Source organism: Labrys sp. (in: a-proteobacteria) (assembly GCF_047605565.1).
GTDB lineage: Bacteria > Pseudomonadota > Alphaproteobacteria > Rhizobiales > Labraceae > Labrys > Labrys neptuniae.
Window position 1 is genome coordinate 12,148 of record NZ_JASGFM010000045.1, and the last position, 18,011, is coordinate 30,158.

16 protein-coding genes are annotated in these 18,011 nt (G+C 64.3%); 10 read left to right on the forward strand and 6 right to left on the reverse strand.

Annotation, left to right across the window (positions count from 1 at the left end; all coding sequences use genetic code 11):
• The first annotated feature begins 3 nt into the window (after positions 1-3).
• The 6 genes from QM672_RS27770 to QM672_RS27795 all read left to right on the forward strand — a co-directional run bounded on the left by QM672_RS27770 (position 4) and on the right by QM672_RS27795 (position 7,203).
• Positions 4-1,269, forward strand: coding sequence for a GNAT family N-acetyltransferase (locus tag QM672_RS27770; protein WP_415086505.1), 1,266 nt, complete (start codon positions 4-6; stop codon positions 1,267-1,269).
• A gap of 59 nt (positions 1,270-1,328) precedes the next feature.
• Entirely contained in the window at positions 1,329-3,116 is a 1,788-nt protein-coding gene (locus tag QM672_RS27775) for an ABC transporter substrate-binding protein (RefSeq protein ID WP_415086507.1), read from the forward strand.
• Between the two features lie 24 nt (positions 3,117-3,140).
• Positions 3,141-4,769, forward strand: a complete 1,629-nt coding sequence (locus tag QM672_RS27780; RefSeq protein ID WP_415086509.1) for a dipeptide ABC transporter ATP-binding protein — start codon at positions 3,141-3,143, stop codon at positions 4,767-4,769.
• Entirely contained in the window at positions 4,762-5,709 is a 948-nt protein-coding gene (locus QM672_RS27785; RefSeq protein WP_367626782.1) for an ABC transporter permease, read from the forward strand. Before QM672_RS27780 ends, QM672_RS27785 begins: the two co-directional genes overlap by 8 nt.
• A gap of 10 nt (positions 5,710-5,719) precedes the next feature.
• Positions 5,720-6,715: an ABC transporter permease gene (locus QM672_RS27790; protein ID WP_415086511.1), complete on the forward strand. Its 996-nt coding sequence runs from the start codon at positions 5,720-5,722 to the stop codon at positions 6,713-6,715.
• A 230-nt stretch (positions 6,716-6,945) separates the two neighbouring features.
• Positions 6,946-7,203 (forward strand): helix-turn-helix transcriptional regulator, encoded by a 258-nt coding sequence (locus QM672_RS27795; RefSeq protein ID WP_311943413.1) that lies wholly within the window; start codon positions 6,946-6,948, stop codon positions 7,201-7,203.
• 88 nt (positions 7,204-7,291) lie between these two features.
• Here QM672_RS27795 and QM672_RS27800 read toward each other — a convergent pair whose 3' ends face one another.
• Complete coding sequence (locus QM672_RS27800; protein WP_311943421.1) at positions 7,292-7,933, reverse strand: hydrolase; 642 nt, start codon at positions 7,931-7,933, stop codon at positions 7,292-7,294.
• A gap of 206 nt (positions 7,934-8,139) precedes the next feature.
• On the opposite strand from QM672_RS27800, the gene QM672_RS27805 reads away from it, so the two are divergent.
• The 3 genes from QM672_RS27805 to QM672_RS27815 all read left to right on the forward strand — a co-directional run bounded on the left by QM672_RS27805 (position 8,140) and on the right by QM672_RS27815 (position 10,630).
• The gene (locus tag QM672_RS27805; protein WP_367626785.1) at positions 8,140-9,051 is read left to right on the forward strand and encodes a LysR substrate-binding domain-containing protein; all 912 of its coding nucleotides are present in this window, start codon (positions 8,140-8,142) and stop codon (positions 9,049-9,051) included.
• Positions 9,052-9,272: 221 nt separating this feature from the next.
• The gene (locus QM672_RS27810; protein WP_311943612.1) at positions 9,273-9,725 is read left to right on the forward strand and encodes a cupin domain-containing protein; all 453 of its coding nucleotides are present in this window, start codon (positions 9,273-9,275) and stop codon (positions 9,723-9,725) included.
• Positions 9,726-9,802: 77 nt separating this feature from the next.
• Entirely contained in the window at positions 9,803-10,630 is an 828-nt protein-coding gene (locus QM672_RS27815) for an alpha/beta hydrolase (protein ID WP_415086515.1), read from the forward strand.
• A gap of 217 nt (positions 10,631-10,847) precedes the next feature.
• On the opposite strand, the gene QM672_RS27820 is transcribed toward QM672_RS27815, so the two are convergent.
• Genes QM672_RS27820 through QM672_RS27835 form a run of 4 tightly spaced genes read right to left on the reverse strand, consistent with a single transcriptional unit; the run spans position 10,848 to position 15,249 of the window.
• Positions 10,848-11,927: a hypothetical protein gene (locus QM672_RS27820; protein WP_415086517.1), complete on the reverse strand. Its 1,080-nt coding sequence runs from the start codon at positions 11,925-11,927 to the stop codon at positions 10,848-10,850.
• On the reverse strand, positions 11,920-12,993 hold the full coding sequence (locus QM672_RS27825; RefSeq protein ID WP_367626787.1) for a hypothetical protein: 1,074 nt from the start codon (positions 12,991-12,993) through the stop codon (positions 11,920-11,922). The genes QM672_RS27820 and QM672_RS27825 overlap by 8 nt, the downstream gene beginning before the upstream one ends.
• Positions 12,994-12,995: 2 nt before the next feature.
• On the reverse strand, positions 12,996-13,775 hold the full coding sequence (locus QM672_RS27830; protein ID WP_394312852.1) for a hypothetical protein: 780 nt from the start codon (positions 13,773-13,775) through the stop codon (positions 12,996-12,998).
• A gap of 22 nt (positions 13,776-13,797) precedes the next feature.
• A complete protein-coding gene (locus tag QM672_RS27835) occupies positions 13,798-15,249 on the reverse strand; it encodes a hypothetical protein (protein ID WP_415086519.1) in 1,452 nt (483 codons plus the stop codon).
• Between the two features lie 423 nt (positions 15,250-15,672).
• Between QM672_RS27835 and dinB the strand changes: the two genes are divergently transcribed.
• Complete coding sequence (gene dinB, locus QM672_RS27840) at positions 15,673-16,929, forward strand: DNA polymerase IV (RefSeq protein WP_415086521.1); 1,257 nt, start codon at positions 15,673-15,675, stop codon at positions 16,927-16,929.
• 48 nt (positions 16,930-16,977) lie between these two features.
• On the opposite strand, the gene QM672_RS27845 is transcribed toward dinB, so the two are convergent.
• Positions 16,978-17,976 carry a L,D-transpeptidase family protein gene (locus tag QM672_RS27845; protein WP_415086523.1) on the reverse strand — a complete coding sequence of 333 codons (999 nt, stop codon included), beginning with the start codon at positions 17,974-17,976 and terminating at the stop codon, positions 16,978-16,980.
• Positions 17,977-18,011 lie beyond the last annotated feature (35 nt).

The following is an 18,011-nucleotide window of genomic DNA, read 5'->3' on the forward strand; positions in this document are numbered from 1 at the left end:
GCCATGTCGCTGCACGCCGTAGACCTCTCGGCCGTCAGGGCACCGAGCCCGGCGCCCGCCCGGGTAAGAGTTCTGGATGACGTCCCGGAACTGATCCAGGCGGCCCGGCTGTTCCGCACCGCCATGGTGGGTCTGCCGAATTTCGGGCCGATCGATGCCGGCTTCGTCGCCGACATCTATGAGCCGGGTCGCACCCTCGGCGCCTTCCTGTCAGGCACGCTGGTCGGCACCGTCAATTCCTATGCCAGCACCCTGACGGTTCCGGGCGGCGGACGGCTCGCCCATGCCGCCGTCACCCATGTCGGCGTGCTGCCCACCCATACCAGGCGGGGCATCGGCACCGCTCTTCTGGAAAGGCAATTGGCAGAGGCGCGTTCGCGCGGCGATGCCATCGCTACGCTGCGGGCTTCGGATGCGCGCATCTACGCCCATTTCGGCTATGGTATCGCCAGTTCGCAGGTCAGTTTCGACCTTGCCACCGAAGGGGCCCGACTGCGGCCGGGCGTGGCGCGCGGCCTGCCGGTGCGTTTCGTCGAGCCGGACGAAGCCTGGTCGCTGCTGCCCGCCATCCATGCTCAGGCCGGCACCGCCCGGGCCGGCGCCATCGCACGCTGGCACGCCTGGTGGCGCTTCCAGCGCCTGCGCCAGGACCTGTCCAAGGCGCCGGCCTATGTCGTGGTGGCGGGCGAGGAAGGGCGGGAGAGCGGCTATGTGCGCTACCATCCGATCGGTCTCGACGAATGGTTCGCCGGCTCGGATCGCACCCTCGTCGTCGACGATCTGGTCGCGGCCGACGATGCCGCCTATGGCGCTCTGATTGGCCATCTTCTCAATGTCGATCTGGTGCACCGCATCCTCTTCCCAGGCCGGCCGGTGGATGACGCCCTGCCGTGGCTGTTCGAAAACCATCGGCAGGCCCGTGTGACCGGGCAGCGGGACGAGACCTGGCTGCGTCTTCTCGACGTGCGCCAGGCCCTGGAAACGCGCCGCTATGCCGGTGAAGGCGAGGTGGTGCTCGCCGTCAGCGACCCTCTTTTCGCCGAGAACAATGGCCGGTTCCGCATCTCGGCGCAGGGTGCGGTGCCGACCGATGCTCCGGCACAGGCCGAGCTCGATGTCGCCGCCTTGGCAACGACCTATCTCGGCGGCACGCGCTGGTGGCAGCTCGCCAGGGCCGGCCGGGTCAAGGCCGAGAGCGAGGCGGTGCTGTCCACGCTCGATACCTTGTTCGCCACACCGGCCCAGCCCCACGCGGGCACCGTGTTCTAGGCCCCACGCCCGATGGCGCAGGGCCTTCGTCCCTCCTTCGAAACATCAGGAAACAGACTATGAAATCCCGGCTTTTCGCCCGTTCTTGGCTGCTCGGCTCGGCGGCTTGCTTTGCGGCGGTGGGGGCGGCCCTGCTGCTGGCAGGCAGCCTCGCCCCCAGCACGGCACAGGCGGCCGACGAGGTCCCTTATGGCGGGACGCTGCGCATCGCCTCGCTCGACCCCGATCTCGACGCCTTCGACCCCTTGACCGGCTACAGTACCGATTCCTGGGAGATCCTGCGGGCCGTGACCCGCCAGCTCGTGACCTATCCGGGCGCGCCGGGCGACATCAAGGACGACACCAAGCTGGTGCCCGACCTCGCCGAGTCCTGGGACGTCAGCCCCGACGGCAAGACCTACACCTTCCATCTTCGTGACGGCATCACCTATTCGGGCCCGATCACGCGCAAGATCACGGCGGGGGATTTCGTCTACGGCATCAAGCGCTTCTGCGATCCCAACAAGCAGGTCGCGGCCATCAACTATTTCAACCTCGCCTTTGCGGGCTTCGCCGACTACTGCAAGCAGTTCGCCAAGGTACCGACGGGCGATCTCGCCGCCACCAAGGCCTTTACCGATACGCATGACATCGCCGGCGTCTCCGCGCCGGACGACAGGACGCTGGTGCTGCGTTCCGACAGCAAGAACTATGATTTCCTCAACATCCTGTCGATGAACTTCGTCAGCCCGCTGCCGCCGGAAATCGCCTCCAAATATTTCCCGGATTCGCTGGAGTTCAGGAAGAACCTGCCTTCGAGCGGTCCCTATTACGTGGCGACCTACGATCAGGGCCAGAAGCTCGTTCTCAAGAAGGTGGCCAACTACAATCATGCCGCCGATCCGGCTCGCAAGGCCTATGTCGATGAGATCGTCGTCGACTTCACCACCAATACCGAAGATGCCGTGGTGCAGAAGATCCGCGCCGGTGAAGCCGACCTGTCGCTCTATCTCGACGTGCCTCCTTTGGCTGCGATCCGGCAGTACCAGGCGCAGAAGAGCCCCTATCTGCATGCATCCAACAGCGGCTCGGCCAATTTCATCACTGTCAACGCCCGGCCGGAAGCCACCGGTCCCGGTGCCACTGCCCTGCGCAAGCTCGAAGTGCGCCAGGCCCTCGCCTATGCGGTGAACAAGGCCCATCTCGTCCAGCGCCAGGGCGGCTCGATCGCCGCTCTCCCGCTCGGCCAGATCATCACTTCGACGATCCTCGGCCATGAGCCCTTCGATCCCTACGCCACACCCAAGAGCGCAGGTGATCCCGCCAAGGCCAAGGAGCTGCTGGCCAAGGCCGGCTATCCCGATGGCGTGACGCTGGATGCGGTCTACCAGACCACGGCGCAGGTGCAGGCCATCGCGGTGACGCTCAAGGAAGACCTTGCCGCGGCGGGCTTCACCCTCAACCTCATCCCGGTGCCGAGCTCGCAGTACCGCTCCTACATCCAGGACCCCAAGAGCCATTGGGACATCTTCCTCGGCGGCGCCTTCGCACCCGACTGGCAGGGACCGAGCACCCGCATGCTGCTCGGGGGCTGGCTGAATTCGGATGCCTCGCCCTGCGGCACCGGCAACGTCTATGCGATCTGCTACTCCAACAAGGAGCTCAACAGATTGGCGGCCGAAGCTTTCCCCTCCGATGATCCCGGCCCGGTCTGGGCCAAGGCCGATCGCCTCGTCTCCGCCGACCTGCCCTGGATCCCCCTGTTCGAGAAGCGCAAGGTCGCCATCACCTCCGATCGCATCGCGCTGTGGACCTGGTCCTCGCTCGCCGTGCAGGCCGACATTACCAACATCGCCCTGCGCAAATAGCAGCAGGGTGCAGGAGAGGCGGCCATGGCGATCTTCTCGGTCGATAATCTGGATGTGAGCTTTGGAACGCGCCGGCATCCCACGCGGGTGGTGCGCGGCGTCTCCTTCGCCGTCGAGGCCGGCAAGACCCTGGCCATCGTCGGCGAATCCGGCTCCGGCAAGAGCGTGTCGCTGTTGGGGGCGACCGGCCTGCTGCCGCCCTCGGCGGCGGTGACGGGCAGCGTCCGCCATCGTGGCACAGAGCTTCTCGGCCTGTCGGCCGGCCGGCTGCGCCGCCTGAGGGGCGTGCAGATCGGCTTCGTCTTCCAGGATCCGCTCTCAAACCTGCATCCGCTCAAGACGATCGGCAGCCAGATCGGCGAAGCGATCACGGCCCACCAGCGCGTGGGGCGGTCGGCCCTGCACACGCGCATCCTCGATCTGCTCGACGAGGTCGGCATTCGCGATCCCGCCCGGCGCCTTGACGACTACCCTCATCAGTTCTCTGGCGGCATGCGCCAGCGCGTGATGATCGCCATGGCGATCGCGCTCGGCCCGGACCTGCTGATCGCCGACGAGCCGACCACGGCGCTCGACGTGACGGTGCAGGCCGCCATCCTCACGCTCCTGCACCAATTGCAGGAGCGCCATGGCATGGCCCTGATCTTCGTCAGCCATGACCTCGGCGTCGTCAACGACATCGCCGACGACGTGGTGGTGATGCGCGGGGGAAGCGTGGTGGAGCAGGGGCCGGCGGCGCGCATCTATGGCGCACCGAAGGAACCCTATACCAGGCTGCTGCTGGGAGCGGCGCGCCACGGGCTGGCCCTCGGCACCGCCGCACCCGTGGAGACCAAGCCCCTGCTGACGGTGGAGGGGATTTCCCGCTGGTTTCGCCGAGGCGGCAAGGCCGAGGGCACGCTGCAGGCGCTCGACCGGGTCTCGTTTGCCTTGCGCGAGGGCGAGATCCTCGGCGTGGTCGGCGAGTCCGGTTCGGGCAAGTCGACCATCGGCCGCATCGTCGTGGGACTGGACAGGCCGGACGAAGGCCAGGTCCGGCTCGGCAACAATGTCTATGCCCATGCCGGCGCCATGACCCTCGCCGGACAGCAACGTTCCGCTATCCAGATGGTGTTCCAGGACCCCTATGGCAGCCTCAATCCGCGGCGGCGGATCGGCGCCATCCTGGCCGAGCCCTTCATCATCAACACGGATCTGTCCGCGCCCCAGATCCGTTCGCGCACCCGCGACCTCGTCGATGTGGTGGAACTGCCCCAGGACGTGCTCGACCGCTACCCCGCCCAGCTCTCCGGCGGGCAGCGCCAGCGGATCGCCATCGCCCGCGCGGTGGCGCTGGAGCCGCGCGTGATCGTGGCGGATGAACCGGTGTCGGCTCTCGACATCACCACGCAGGCGAAAATCATCGCGCTGCTGCGCTCACTCAGGAGCCGGCTCGGCGTCTCCATCCTGTTCATTTCCCATGATCTGGGTGTGGTGGCCGATCTGTGCGATCGCGTGCTGGTGCTGCAGGCCGGCCGCATCGTGGAGGAGGGGGTGACCGCGCAGGTCTTCCGCCATCCAACCCAAGCTTATACCCAGGCATTGATCGCCGCGATTCCGGGACGCAGGGCCAGGGAAGCGGACGAGCCCAGAAGGCTGGCCGTGCATGGCTGACGTCACCGAAACGGCGCTCGCCGGCAGGTCCGAGCCGGACCGCGCGGTGCGGCAGGTTCCGTCCGGGATAGCGGCGGTGCTGGCCGAACCCTCCGTGCGGTTCGGCGGCTTGCTGGTGCTCGCGGTGGTGGCCGCCGCGCTGCTGGCGCCCCTGGTGGCGCTTTGGCTCGGCCATGGGCCGACGGAGCAATTCAGCGATATCGCCCTGTCGGAAGATGGCCTGCCCATTGGGCCGGGCTGGGCCTTTCCGCTCGGCGCCGACGGCGATGGCCGCGATGTCCTGGTCCGCACCCTCTATGGCGCGCGCATCTCCCTGCTGGTCTCAATCCCTGCCACGACGCTCGCCATGGTGGTGGGCACTTCGATCGGCCTGATCGCCGGCTATTTCGGCGGGCTGGCGGACCGCGTGATTTCGCAGGGCATCGACGTGGCCCTGTCCTTTCCCTTCGTGGTGACGGCGCTCAGCCTGCTGGCGCTCAACCGCGGCGCCAACGGCCAACCGATCGCCGATCCCGTGCTGGTGGTGGTGCTGATCATCGCTTTGTTCTCCTGGACCTATTTCGCCCGCCTGACTCGGGGGCTGGTGCTCTCGCTTCGGCACAGCCCCTTCGTCGAGGCAGCGCAGACCCTGGGGGCAAGCCGCCGGCGGATCCTGATCCGGGAGATCCTGCCCAATGTCGCGCCGGTCGCCCTGGTCTACTGGGCCGTGCAATTGCCCAACAACATCGTGGCCGAGGCGACCTTGTCCTTTCTGGGCGTCGGCATCCAGCCGCCGACGGCGAGCTGGGGCAACATGATCGCGGATGCCCAGCGCTCCTCGCTCTACCAGTTGCAGCCCTGGTTCCTGCTCGGGCCGAGCATCGCCCTGTTCCTGACGGTGGTGGGCTTCAACACGCTGAGCGCGGGCCTGCGCAACGTCCTCGATCCCCATCGGCGTTGAGGGAGGGATCATGCTGCGCTTCATTCTCGGCCTCGCCGTACGGGCGATCTCCACTTTGCTGATCGTCCTCGTCATCGCCTTCTTTATCACGCGCCTCGCCTACCGGAATCCGGCGGTGATGCTGGCGCCGCGCAATGCCAATCAGCAGGCGATCGATGCGGTCGCCCATGCGCTGCGCCTCGATGAGCCCTGGCATGTCCAGCTCTGGCAATATCTCTATCGTGGGCCGGACATTCAGGGTGCGGCGATGGGGCTCGCGCACTGGCCGCCGGGTCTGGGCTATTCCTTCCGCAAGCAGACGGGCGTCACCGAGCTGATCCTCGACAAAGTGCCGGTGACCTTCTCGCTCGCTTTGGGAGCGCTGGTCATCTGGATGGTGGTCTCGCTGGTGCTGGGCATCCTGGCGGCGCGGCGGCCGGGCTCCCTGCTCGACCATGCGCTGGCGGCCATCGCCTATGTCGGCCTGTCGGTCCCTACCTTCCTCTCCGGGATGCTGCTGTCCTTCTTCCTGTTCTACCAGCTCTCGACCATGGGCATCGACTGGTTCCCGAGCAGCGGCTATGTGCCGTTCTTCGACAATCCCTTCGAATGGGCCCGTCATCTGACCTTGCCCTGGCTGACGCTGGCGATCGCAGAGATCGGCATCTTCCAGCGCGTGGTGCGCGCCGCCATGCTGGACGTATTGGGCGCGGACTATATCCGCACCGCCCGGGCCAAGGGGCTCAGCGAATGGCGCATCCAGGTCGGTCACGCGCTCAAGGCCGCTCTCAACCCCATCATCACCCTGGCGGGGCTGGAACTGGCGGTGATCATGGGCGGGGCGATCGTTACCGAGCAGATCTTCGGCCTCGACGGTGTCGGCAGGCTGGCGATCAACGCCGCGCTGGACGGGGATTTTCCCGTGGTGATCGGCACGACCATCTTCACCGCGGCGATCTTCGTCGCCTGCAACTTCCTGGTCGATGCCATCACCAGGCTGCGCGACCCGCTGGCGGCAGCCGGATGAGCCGCCGACAGGCATTGCGGTGATGGCTGAATTGACCTTCTCCTGGAAGCAGCCTGCCAATTGCTCCAGCATCGCGGGCAGACTTACCAAGCTCCCGAGATAGCTTAAAACTTGGGGGCAAGGTCAAGCCGAGGGCTGGAGTGCATAGAGCGGGCTTCTTTCTGTCATATTCACCGCCCAAGGTGACTATGATGATAGCGATAGGCTTCCCCACGGACTTGTGACTCAAGATGGCCGCTGAATATCCCAATGGCCTGGCTCAGGCGATGAGCCAGGCCAGCATGGACCCTTCATGGCTGGCAAGGCGGGTGGGCGTGGATCTCGCCCAGCTTGAGACATGGGCGGCCGGCCGAGAATCGATCCCTCCCGACGTTGCGGTGAAGCTGGCCGCCAAGCTGAAGACCACCGTGGCGGACATTCTATACGGACTGGGACAGGCCGAGGACGATCGGCCCTCGAGATGGCAGATGCGGCGGCGAGGCCGATAATCAAGGCGGCTCTATTCCACCAAATGCCGATCCATGCCGGCCAGCCCCCGTAACCTCACAGGGACTGGCGGGTACGCTAGGGCGAATGCTATTCGGCCTTGTCGTAAGTGAACTGGATGCCGGGGGTCCCGCCCGTCTGGATGAACAGATCCAGGAATGCCGGAACGGTCTGGCTGCGCTTCCAGTCGCGTTGAAGTTCGCAGAAGAGCTGGACGGTCGAGATGAGCTTGCCGCCCGCTTGTTCGATGCGCCGCAGCGCTGCCTCATGCGCCGCAACCGAGGTCCCCCCGACCGCATCGACAGGAACATAGACCTCGTAACCTTCAGCCAATGCGTCCAGCGCCGGGAAGGTGAGGCAGGCCTCCGTCCACAGAGCGGTCATGACGAGTTTCTTTCGGCCGGTTTCCTCGACGGCCTTGCGAAATTCAATGTCCTCCCAACTGTTGATGCTGGTCCGATCATAGGTGGGATAGTCGCCCAGCACCTTGCGGATATGTGCAACGGGCGGTTTGTTGAGACCTGTCTGCACGTTCACGGTCGAGTGGACGATCGGCAGCCCGTAGGTGACTGCCGCCCTCGAACAGCCAACGATGTTGTTGAGCAGCAGCTGGCGATCCATCGAAGCGATCGAATTCACCTGGACCGGCTGATAATCGATGATGATGAAAGCTGCATTCTGCGGTGTCAGCAGTTGATCCGATTGCGGATCGCGCACGGGTTCGCTCGACATGGGTCGTTCCTTTCTTCTGCAGGCGCCCGACTTCCTTTCCGCGCGGAGAAGTATTCTCGGCGGGCAGAACGGCGCGGGCGCTTCGGCCGCCCCGATTGGGAAAACCAGCCCGGCTTCCAAGGCAGAACCGGCAGAATTGGAAATATCAGCGGGACGACTGGCTCGGAAGATTGCTTAACCCGATGCAGCGTCCTATCAATGGGACGATGCAGGATCTCAATGACCTCTTTTATTTCGTGCAGGTGGTCGATCACGGCGGATTCGCTGCGGCATCGCGAGCCGGCGGCATGCAGAAGTCCAAGCTCAGCCGGCGCATCCAGCAACTGGAAGATCGGCTGGGTGTGCGACTGCTCAATCGTTCTTCTCGCCGGTTTTCCGTCACGGAGATCGGCCGTGAATATTACGATCGTTGTGTTGCCATGCTGGTCGAGGCCGAGGCCGCCGAACAGGTGATCGTGCAGGTGCAGGCCGAGCCGCGTGGCATCATCCGGGTAAGTTGCCCGGTAGCGCTGATCAATTTTCAGTTTGGGGCGCTCTTTGCGCGCTTTCTTGCTGCGTATCCGGCCATCGAGATCCATCTGGAAAGCACCAACCGGCGCGTCGACGTGATTGCCGAAGGCTTCGACGTGGCCATTCGCGTGCGTTTCCCGCCCCTTGAACCGACTGAACTCGTCATGCGGCGGCTCGACACAAGCACGCAATGCCTGGTGGCCAGCCCAGGCCTTCTGGCCGGGCGCCCCATAGCCTCCCCGGCCGATCTGGACCGCCTGCCGAGCGCCACCCTCGGGCCTCCGCAGCGCGAGTATCACTGGCAGCTCGAACATGCCGATGGGCAAAGCGCCAAGGTCAGGCATCTGCCACGGCTGGTGACCGGCGACATGGCCGCACTTTGCGATGCGGCGCTTGCCGGCGTGGGCGTGGCGCAACTGCCCACCATGGCCGTCTGGCGGCACGTTGCTGCGGGACAGCTCGTCCATGTCCTGCCGGACTGGCGACCCAATGCCGGCATCGTTCATGCGGTTTTTCCCTCACGGCGAGGCTTGCTGCCGTCGGTTCGTGCGCTGCTCGATTTCCTTGCTGCCGAATGTGCGGCGGCGCGAAAGCAGGCTGCCATGTAGGGCGCAGACGACACTTCTGCGAGCACACGGCGCTTCGTGCGCTGCCGCCGGCGTGCCTGCCCGAGACGCAGCGCGAATTCGGCGGGAGAGGGGCCATTTTGCGGAAAAGACTCGTTTCAGGAAATCTGGACGAGGTTATGATCTCAAGGCATGCGCCGCCCGCGGGCGGCGCATGCCTTTTCTTGCGAATATCGAATCTAGACAAAAGGGGAGGGATCACGATGACCACGGAACTGGATGGCGGCATCACGCGGCACGGCGAGGGCTATGAGCAGGTCGAATGGAACATCCTTGGCCAGCGCTATTTCCCGAAGGCCGATTGCGGGTCGACTTTCGCTTTCGAGGCGAATTCCGAACCCGGTCAGTTCGTGCCGGTCCACATCCATCCGACGCAGGATGAATTCATCTTTCTGCTGGAGGGGCAGCTGGAGCTGAAACTCGACGGAACCTGGCAGACCGCCAAACCCGGCGACCTGGTGCGCATGCCGCGCGGCATCCCGCATGGTTATTTCAACAAGTCGGACAAGCCGGCTCGGGCGCTGTTCTGGGTGTCGCCCGCCGGCAGGCTGCGCGACCTGTTCGAGACCTTGCACAACATGTCCGATGTCGAAGCCGTCCTACGCGCCTCGGCCGAGCATGACGTCGATTTCCTGCCGCCGGAAGCCAATGACTGAGACGAGGTCGTTCCGGGCGGTGAGATCGGGGGAGGCGAGTCCCGCTGCCGGATGACGGGCCTGAAAGCGAGAGTAAGATGCGATATCGGGTGGTCGACTGGACCTGGGCTTACGACAACGCAGCCAACATCCCCGGGAGCCAGGCGTGGCCGCAGGCCTGGGTGGACCCTGCCCGGCTGGCACGCGATGCGCTCGTCGCCGAGGATCGTGCAAGGCTGGATCTCGCCTATGGCGACGATCCGCGCCAGCGTTTCGATCTGTTCTATCCGAAGGGAGGCCTTGCGGGCCTGGTCGTCCTTGTTCATGGCGGATTTTGGATGGCGCTCGACAAGAGCTTCTGGTCGCATCTCGTGCAGGGGGCGCTGGCGCATGGCCATGCGGTGGCGATACCCAGCTACCCGCTCGCTCCGGAGGTACGCATCGCCGATATCACGAAGTCGATCGGCCAGGCCATCGTGGCGGCCGCGGGCATCGTGCCGGGGCCGATCCGGCTGATCGGCCATTCTGCCGGCGGCCAGCTGGTGACGCGCATGATCAGCCAGACGACGCCGCTCCCCGGCGAACTCCACGGCCGGATCGTGGGAACGCTTTCCGTTTCAGGCCTGCACGACCTTCGGCCGCTGATGCATATAGCCCGCAATGGGACGCTGAAGATCGACATGAACGAAGCAAAAAGCGAGAGCCCGGCTCTGCTCGAGCCATTGCCCGGCAGCAAGCTGATCTGCTGGGCAGGTGCCCGGGAGACCTCCGAGTTCCTGCGGCAGAATGCGTTGCTCGGCAATATCTGGCGAGGCCTCGGCATCGAGACCGATGTCGTCGAGGAGCCCGATCGCCACCATTTCAATATCCTGGATGGGCTTGTCGATCCCGACCATGCCTTGACGCGCGCTTTGTTCTCCATGTGATACCCGATCGCAGAAAGACGGACCTGTCATCCCCGGCGAGCACGTCACAAGCTTTGCTTGTGACTGGGAGGGAAGGGGATCCAGGAGTGACGAGCGACGTTCTCGGCCCCTGGATTCCCTTCCCACCGCCTGCGGCGGCGCCGGGAATGACAGCGCCCCCTTTGCAGGCACAGGTCAAACATTGTCCGGACTGGTATAAGATGCTTGGCGCGTCGGGTCAGGGTTGCGTTCCTGATTCAGGCCGGAGGCCGCTCGCCGCCTTGCCTTCGGACCTTCGCACCCTGATCTCGATCCGGCGCCGTTCCTTGACGTCGCCCCTCACGGATCCGTCGGTCACCTTGTCCCCCGGCAGGATCATCTGGCCTCCGGAGAGAGGCAGGACCGTCACGCCCTTGAGACGAGGGTCATTCTCCAGGACCCTGGCGACGGACACGGCCCGGGCCATGCCCAGGCCTGCATTGTCCGCCGGAGTGAGGCTGTCGATCTGCACCTTGCCCGCCAGGGCAGGGATGAGCTTGCCATCCAGGTTGGAAGCACGGTTGTTGACGGCCTGTTCGTCGGTGTGGCCGATCACCTCGACGACATCGACATCATATTCGGCGACGATCTTCGCCACGCGCTCGACGACGTTCGTCTTGAGCTTCCTGTCGAAATCCGCTGTGAGGTCGGCCCGGCCGATGGCGAAATTATAGCCACTGGCTTCGCTCAGATTGATGATGGGTGGCCAGTCGTGCTCGCCGCGCCCCTCTCGCTCGGCCTGCTGTGTCTTGGCACCCTTGACGATGAGGTCGGCCACCCCGGAGACCGTCAGATTCCCAAGCTCGATGGTCGTCATCCGGCTTTTCGCTTCGGCGATCTGGCGCCATGCCGTTGCCAGATCGGCTCCCGAGACATCGGCGGTCAGCGTGGGCAGGATGTCCTTGAGTTTCGCGGCATATTGTTTGAGCTGGTCGGGATCGACGCCGTTCTCCCGCAGTTTGTCGACGAGGCCGCGTGCTTCGACCAGTTTGCGCCAGCTATCATCGAGCTGCTGGGGAATTGCTCCGGTACGTTTGAACTCGTCCAGGAGTGCAGCGAGATCCTTCGAGGTCTGCTGTTCCTTTGCGAGCGCCGCTTCGGCCTGCTTCAGGCGGGCGGCAAGAAGATTGGCGCGTTCCTGCTCCCGGCTGAACATGACCGTCAGGGCGATCAGCAGGCAGAAAACCAGCAGCAGCATGATCTCGGCCATGGTCAAACCGAGGACGATGCCTCGCCGATAGGCCGCCCCATCGGAGCCGATGGAGGTCGCTCTACGCATCAGCCGCCGCCGATCTGCGCAAGAGGCGCCTGATATATCGCAGCGGCCTGCTCTGCTTGGCGGCGGCAGCCTCTTCCATCTGCCGTGTCAGGCCGGCGATCGCCTCCGCCAGATTGTCGATGCGGGCATTGCGCTTGGCTTCCGTATCGAGAAGCTGGGTCGGTGCCATCGGCGAATTGTGCTCGATGAAAGTTGCGAGGCTCTTGCTCAGCTGGGAGACGGCCTGCGTCAGTTCCCCGACCGAAGGCTGGAGCTTTTCTTCGATGACGTTGGCGGGTACCTGCAGGCTCTTGAGGTGGTCCGATACCGCCTCCAATGTCGCCGTGAGCCTGTCCGTCCCTTCGGACAGTTTGGCAGTTTCCGCGGCAAACTTCGTATTGGCCGCCTCGACGCTCTCGAATGCCGATTTGGCAAAGGCCTTCAGGATCGTGGTGCTGGCATCGGCACTGGCCTCGATCGGCCCGGCGGCCTTCCGGGTCAGATCCTCGAAGTCGCCGAGAGCCCTGCTGGTCGCATCCCGCACGCCCTCGCGGGCTTCCCCAAATCCCTCGATGATCATCTGCTGGGAGGAACGGCGGAAATTCGCGATTTCGACCACGATGGTATCCAGCTCCCGGCGAACCCGCCGGGTGGCTTCCGACAGTTCCAGGCGCGAGGCCAGCTCGACCTCGTAGGGATCCTGCCGCATCTGCCCGAACAGCACGCGAAGGGCGACACCGGCGATGGTCGAGGCAATTGCGACGCCGAAATTGCGGACGATTTCCTCTACTGCCCCCTCGGCCTGAAACTGATAGAGCGAGACGCCCAGGCTCGTGAGGGTGAACAGGAAGCCCATATAGTAGATGTTGTCGCCTGCCTGGTCCAAGCGCAGGCGGAAGCGCCGCAGCACGACGATGACGAGCGCGTAGACCACCATCACCGCAACCGGCACTGATGTCACCAGGAAGGCCGGATAGTGCATCAGCTTGGCGGCGATGATGTAGGCGCTGCCCGCCAGGACGAACAGGCTGAAGAGGCTGGCACTGATGGCGCTGTCGGTCGTCGACCAGGCCTTGTCCTGGACCATCGTCAGTTCACTCCCTGCAGGCGATCGGCGCTGTCGAACCTGCCGTTATTGTCGGCGATCCATTCTTGCCAGAACCGGATATGGGCAACGCTGTCGATCGGCGGCTTCTGGCGCTGCACATATTTGATGCCTATTTCGGCACCGTGAAGATCGGTCCTGAATTGCTTGTAGGCGACCGACTTCTTGAAACGGGCGAAGGAGAGGTCGCCGCGATACTGGCTGTAATCCCGTCCGTTCTCGATCATGTCGGAGACGATGACCAGCTTCTTGGCAACGTTGTCCGACCTGGCTCCCGTGAATCGCTCGACGGCAATCGCCTGGATGGTCGCCATGATCGGAGAATTGTCGGAGGGAACACCGGCCAGATCCGCCGCCAAGGCTCGTTCGAGCGGTTGCTTGAACCCCTGCGTCCATTTCCGCCTGGCAAGCTCCTTGTTGCCGGTGAGGGCGTCCACGCTCGAACCGTCACCCGGATTGCAGGCCCGGAACTTCACGGCACCGCCCGATGCGTTGGGTTCGAGGACGCGCAGTTCGAACAGGCCGTATTCGGGCGTGGCCTCGGCCAGATCGGTGAGCTCCGTCGCCAATTGCTGACGGCCGATCGGCGGCAGGGCATCGGAGGCATCGAGCAGGACGATAGTCATGGATGTCGGGCCATCGACGGGGCACAGCTCCGCATCGAGTTTCGGCGGAACCTTGGCCGTCAGCTTGAGATAGGCAAAGCCGATCGCCACCGCCGCGGCCGCCAGCAGCAGGAGGCCGCCCAGGATGTATTGCGGCAAACCGCTTCCACCGCGCGAGCGCCTACGCCTGTTTCGAGCCATCACCCATCCCCGGCTCGGGAACCACGTCGTCGAGCTGCTGATATTCGTCCATGGTGGTCTGGTAGGCGGTGTGGATCTCCTTCACCTCGGCCGTCAGCATCGCCTGGATCTGTTCGATGCGGGATCGCAGGTCGCGCAGGCTCCATTCGCCCTCGGTGCTGGCCTCCACGCTGACCTTTGCAAGCGAGAAGGGGCTTGCGAAACGGGCCGGAGGCGGCGTCTTGCGAGCCTTGGCATTCGCCTCGCGATAGAAACCGATCAGCGTGTTGGCCGCTCGTTCCAGATGGTCCTGATGCTGGCTGAAGAGCTTCAGCATGCGCGCGCGATTGGCGATGATGGCCTCGTACTCGCCCCGCCGCAGGGACAGGTCGCTGCTGATATCCTGCATCCTGTCTTGATATTCGTCGCGAACGTCCTTCAGGTTTTCATCGAGTTCCGCCCTGCGGTCGCGATAGGCGTCCCTGGCCGCTTCGAGGCGGTGCTGGACTTCGGCATAGCCGGGATAGGCATCCGAGAAGGTCAGGCTGTCGATCAGGGCGACCAAGGAGAACATCAGGCCAAGCCCGAAGAACAGCCAGGAATTGAGGTCGCGGAGCTGGAAGGGGGTGGTGGCCATGACCTGCATCACCCGCTCGCCGCCTCCCTCCAGGAACTGGGCAGAGACGTCGCGATAATGGGCCAAGGCGAGATTGAGGCCGAGGGCAAAGGCCACGTAGAAGCAGAAGGCCAGCACCCCCAGGCCTTTGCGAAACACGCTGTTGTGGGCGATCTGCTTGACGCCGAAATGGCCGATGATGAAGGTACCGAAAATGTTGAGGGCGGCAAAGGAGATGGCCTCGGTCACGCCACCGAGTAGGCCCTGTTCGCTGCCCTTGGCCAGGAAGTTGCCATTCGCGAACGCTTCCACCACGAACATCACGATGAGGAGGGCGACTTTCAGGAAGGTCGCTGCCCCGCCATGAACACGGGCGGTGCGGTCGATCTTGTGCTTGCGCCGGAAGGCCTGCTGCTCGGCGTCGAGGTCGCGCAGGTTGCGACGCAGCGCATAAAGGTCGTCGCGTCCCGCGCGTGCTTCCAGCTTGAAATCGCCGACGGCTGCCGGGGCGGTATGCTGGATCTGCGTGAACCTGTCCTCGAAATCGAGAGCCGCCAGGCGTTCGGCATAAGTGCGCAACTCATCCTCGATGGTGGCATGGGCGGCCTTCTTTGCGGCCTCGATGCGCTCGATGATCTGGGTCTCGACCGAGTCCATCGTCTCGGATGACGTCGCAGGCTCCTCGTTGCCGCCGCGTTCTCTTCCCCGGCCGGCAAGATTGAGCTCGGCAGCGAGCCGGTCCGTGTCGATATCCGCAAAGGTCTCGATCGAGGGACGCTTGTCGTGAGAAGGCTTCGTGATCCCCTGCAACAGGCGGGCGAGGGCAGTGCTCTTCAAGATGCAATATCCAGAAACTCAAACGAAATAATCGGTCGCGATTTTAGCCGACGGCGTAGTTATATAGGCAGTGCTGCGGCTATCATAGCGGTGGTTTTGCCGCCGGGGCCTGGGATTGTGTCTGTTGAGCCATGGGCGTGCGTACTGCCATGGCGCCTATGGCCTTCTGTGACAGGAAGGACTGGCTGTACCGTCCTGAAAGTGGCGCCCTGATGCTTGCCGTCGCGACGATGGCGAATGAACACGCGCCCGCTGCAATGGATACGAGACCACCAGCGAGCTTTCGCTTGGTGCGGCACCGAGCGTTTCGGCGATCGCTGGCTTACCGCTCGGGGGCTGGAGCTGCCAGCCGCTTCCAGGGCCTTGACTTTGCCTGCGTTGTCTAGAACAAATAAGGAACATTGTGATGCGGGATTCCGGGTCATGGAAACCCTTGCCACCATTCTCCACGCCGACCTCGACGCCTTCTATGCCTCGGTCGAGCAACTCCTCGACCCCAATCTGCGCGGAAGGCCGATCGCCGTCGGCGGCGGGGTGGTGCTGGCGGCGAGTTACGAGGCCAAGGCTTTCGGGGTGCATAGCGGCATGTCGGGCCGCAAGGCGAGGGAGCTGTGTCCGCAACTCCTTTTCGTTGGTGGGCATTTCGACGACTATCAGCGTCTTGGCGATGCGGCGATCGCCATCCTGGGTGACTTCACGCCGCTGGTAGAGCGTATCTCGATCGATGAGGCTTTCGCCGATGTCGCCGGCTGCACCCATCTCTTCGGGACGCCGGCCGATATCGCGGCAACCATTCGAGAGCGTGTGCGGAGCGAGTTGGGTCTACCGATCTCCATCGGTGTCGCGCGGACAAAGCACCTGGCCAAGATCGCTTCCCAGGTCGCAAAGCCGGACGGCCTCGTCGTCGTCGATCCGGCTCACGAGCTCGACTTTCTTCATGACCTCCCGGTCGGCCTGATGTGGGGTGTCGGGCCGGTGACCGAGGCCAGGCTCAAGGAGCGTGGCATTCTTACCATCGGCCAACTCGCCAATACGCCCGGCCACTCGATCGAGCGGCTTCTGGGGCGCGCGGCTGGCGAAAAGCTCCGGTCACTCGCCTGGAACCGGGATCCCCGCCGAATCCGCACGCAGCACAGAGCCCGATCCGCCGGCGCGCAATCCGCGCTGGGGCGGCAACCCGCCATCGAAGGCGTGTTCGTGCCGGCCGTGCTTCAGCTTGCCGATCGCGTCGCCTCGCGCCTTCGCGCCAAGGCCTTGGCCGGCTGGACCGTGACCGTGCGCGTCCGGTTTGCCGACATGCGTGCCGTCACGCGGTCGGCAACGCTGGAGGCGCCGGTCGCAGCGACGATTGTGCTGGCGGAGATTGCCACCAGGCTGGTGCGCATCGCGCTTGCCGATCACCCGCGAGAGACTGTCATCACGCTGGTTGCGGTTTGCGTTTCCCATTTGCACAAGGAGCGGGAGATCCAGCTCGATCTTCCGCTCGGCCTTCCCGACGAGAAGTGGCGGCCCGGCGCCTGTCAGGGAACTGCGCGCCAGTCGGCCGATCGCGCCATGGATCTCATCCGCCAACGCTTCGGGCGCGATGCGGTGGGCTATGCGACGGCGGCGCTGGATCGAAGGCGGTCCGTTCCGGACGCCTTCAGAGAGCTTGCGCAGAAAGATCTGGATGAATCATGAAAGCTGAGCGCCGTACCCGGTAGAGGCGGTTGCAGGACGTGCAGGCCTTTACGGAGAGCGTTCGCTCTCGCTTTGCACCGTATCCCCCTTGAATTCGACCTTCGCGCCCGGCTTGACCATGGTGGCGAGGTCCTCGGCGTCCCAGTTGGTCAGGCGGATGCAGCCATGCGAGAAGGTCGTGCCGATCTTACCGGGGTCGGGCGTGCCGTGGATGCCATAGCTTTCGATGGAAAGATCGATCCAGACCGATCCCACCGGATTGTTCGGCCCGGCGGCAATGGTGAAGGGACGCTTGGTCTTGATCCCTTTGAAGGCGAATTTCGGATCGTAGTAATAGGTGGGATTGTGCACCACGTGCCTGACCTCCGCCAAGCCGCTCGGGGCCGGCTTCTCCTCGCTGCCGATCGAGGCGGGGTAAACCGCAAGGACGTTGCTTGAAGGATCGAGTACACGTATCTGGCGGGAGGCCTTGTCGACCTCGATGCTGGCAGCAACAGGAGGTTGCGCGCTGCGGCCGACATAAGGCACCGTCAGGCTTGTACCTATTTTTTTGAAACGGGCACCGGGGTTGAGCATCGTCAGCAATTGTTGGCTGACGTGGAAACGCTCCGCCAATTGCTCCCGCAGGTTGCGATAGCCGAGCCGTTTGAGACGAGCCATCCTTTCCATGCGCGTGGGAATTCGCCGGGTGAAGCGGCTGCGCACGTCCTTGCGGGTCACCTCATAGGTCGTCAGCACGGGGGCGACGGAGGTCGCCGCGAGCTTGTCCCAGGTTTCCCTGGTGAGCTTGCCGTCGGATGCCAGGCCGTTCGTCGCCTGGAAGGCCGCGACGGCCTTGGTGAAGTTGTCCGAAAGGCGGCCGTCGATGAGACCGGGCGAAAAGCGGGCGCGATCGAGAAGGATCTGCGCCTTGATCAGCATCGGATCGACATCCTTCGGCTCGCCCTCGCTGAATTGCGCCCGATCGACTCCATCGAGGTCGAGCTTGGCGGCCTGCGTGGCACCGCAGACGAGTGCACATGTGAGGGCGAGAAGCAGCCTGAACATGGACCTCACTCCAGGACCGGGACGAAGTACCTGTT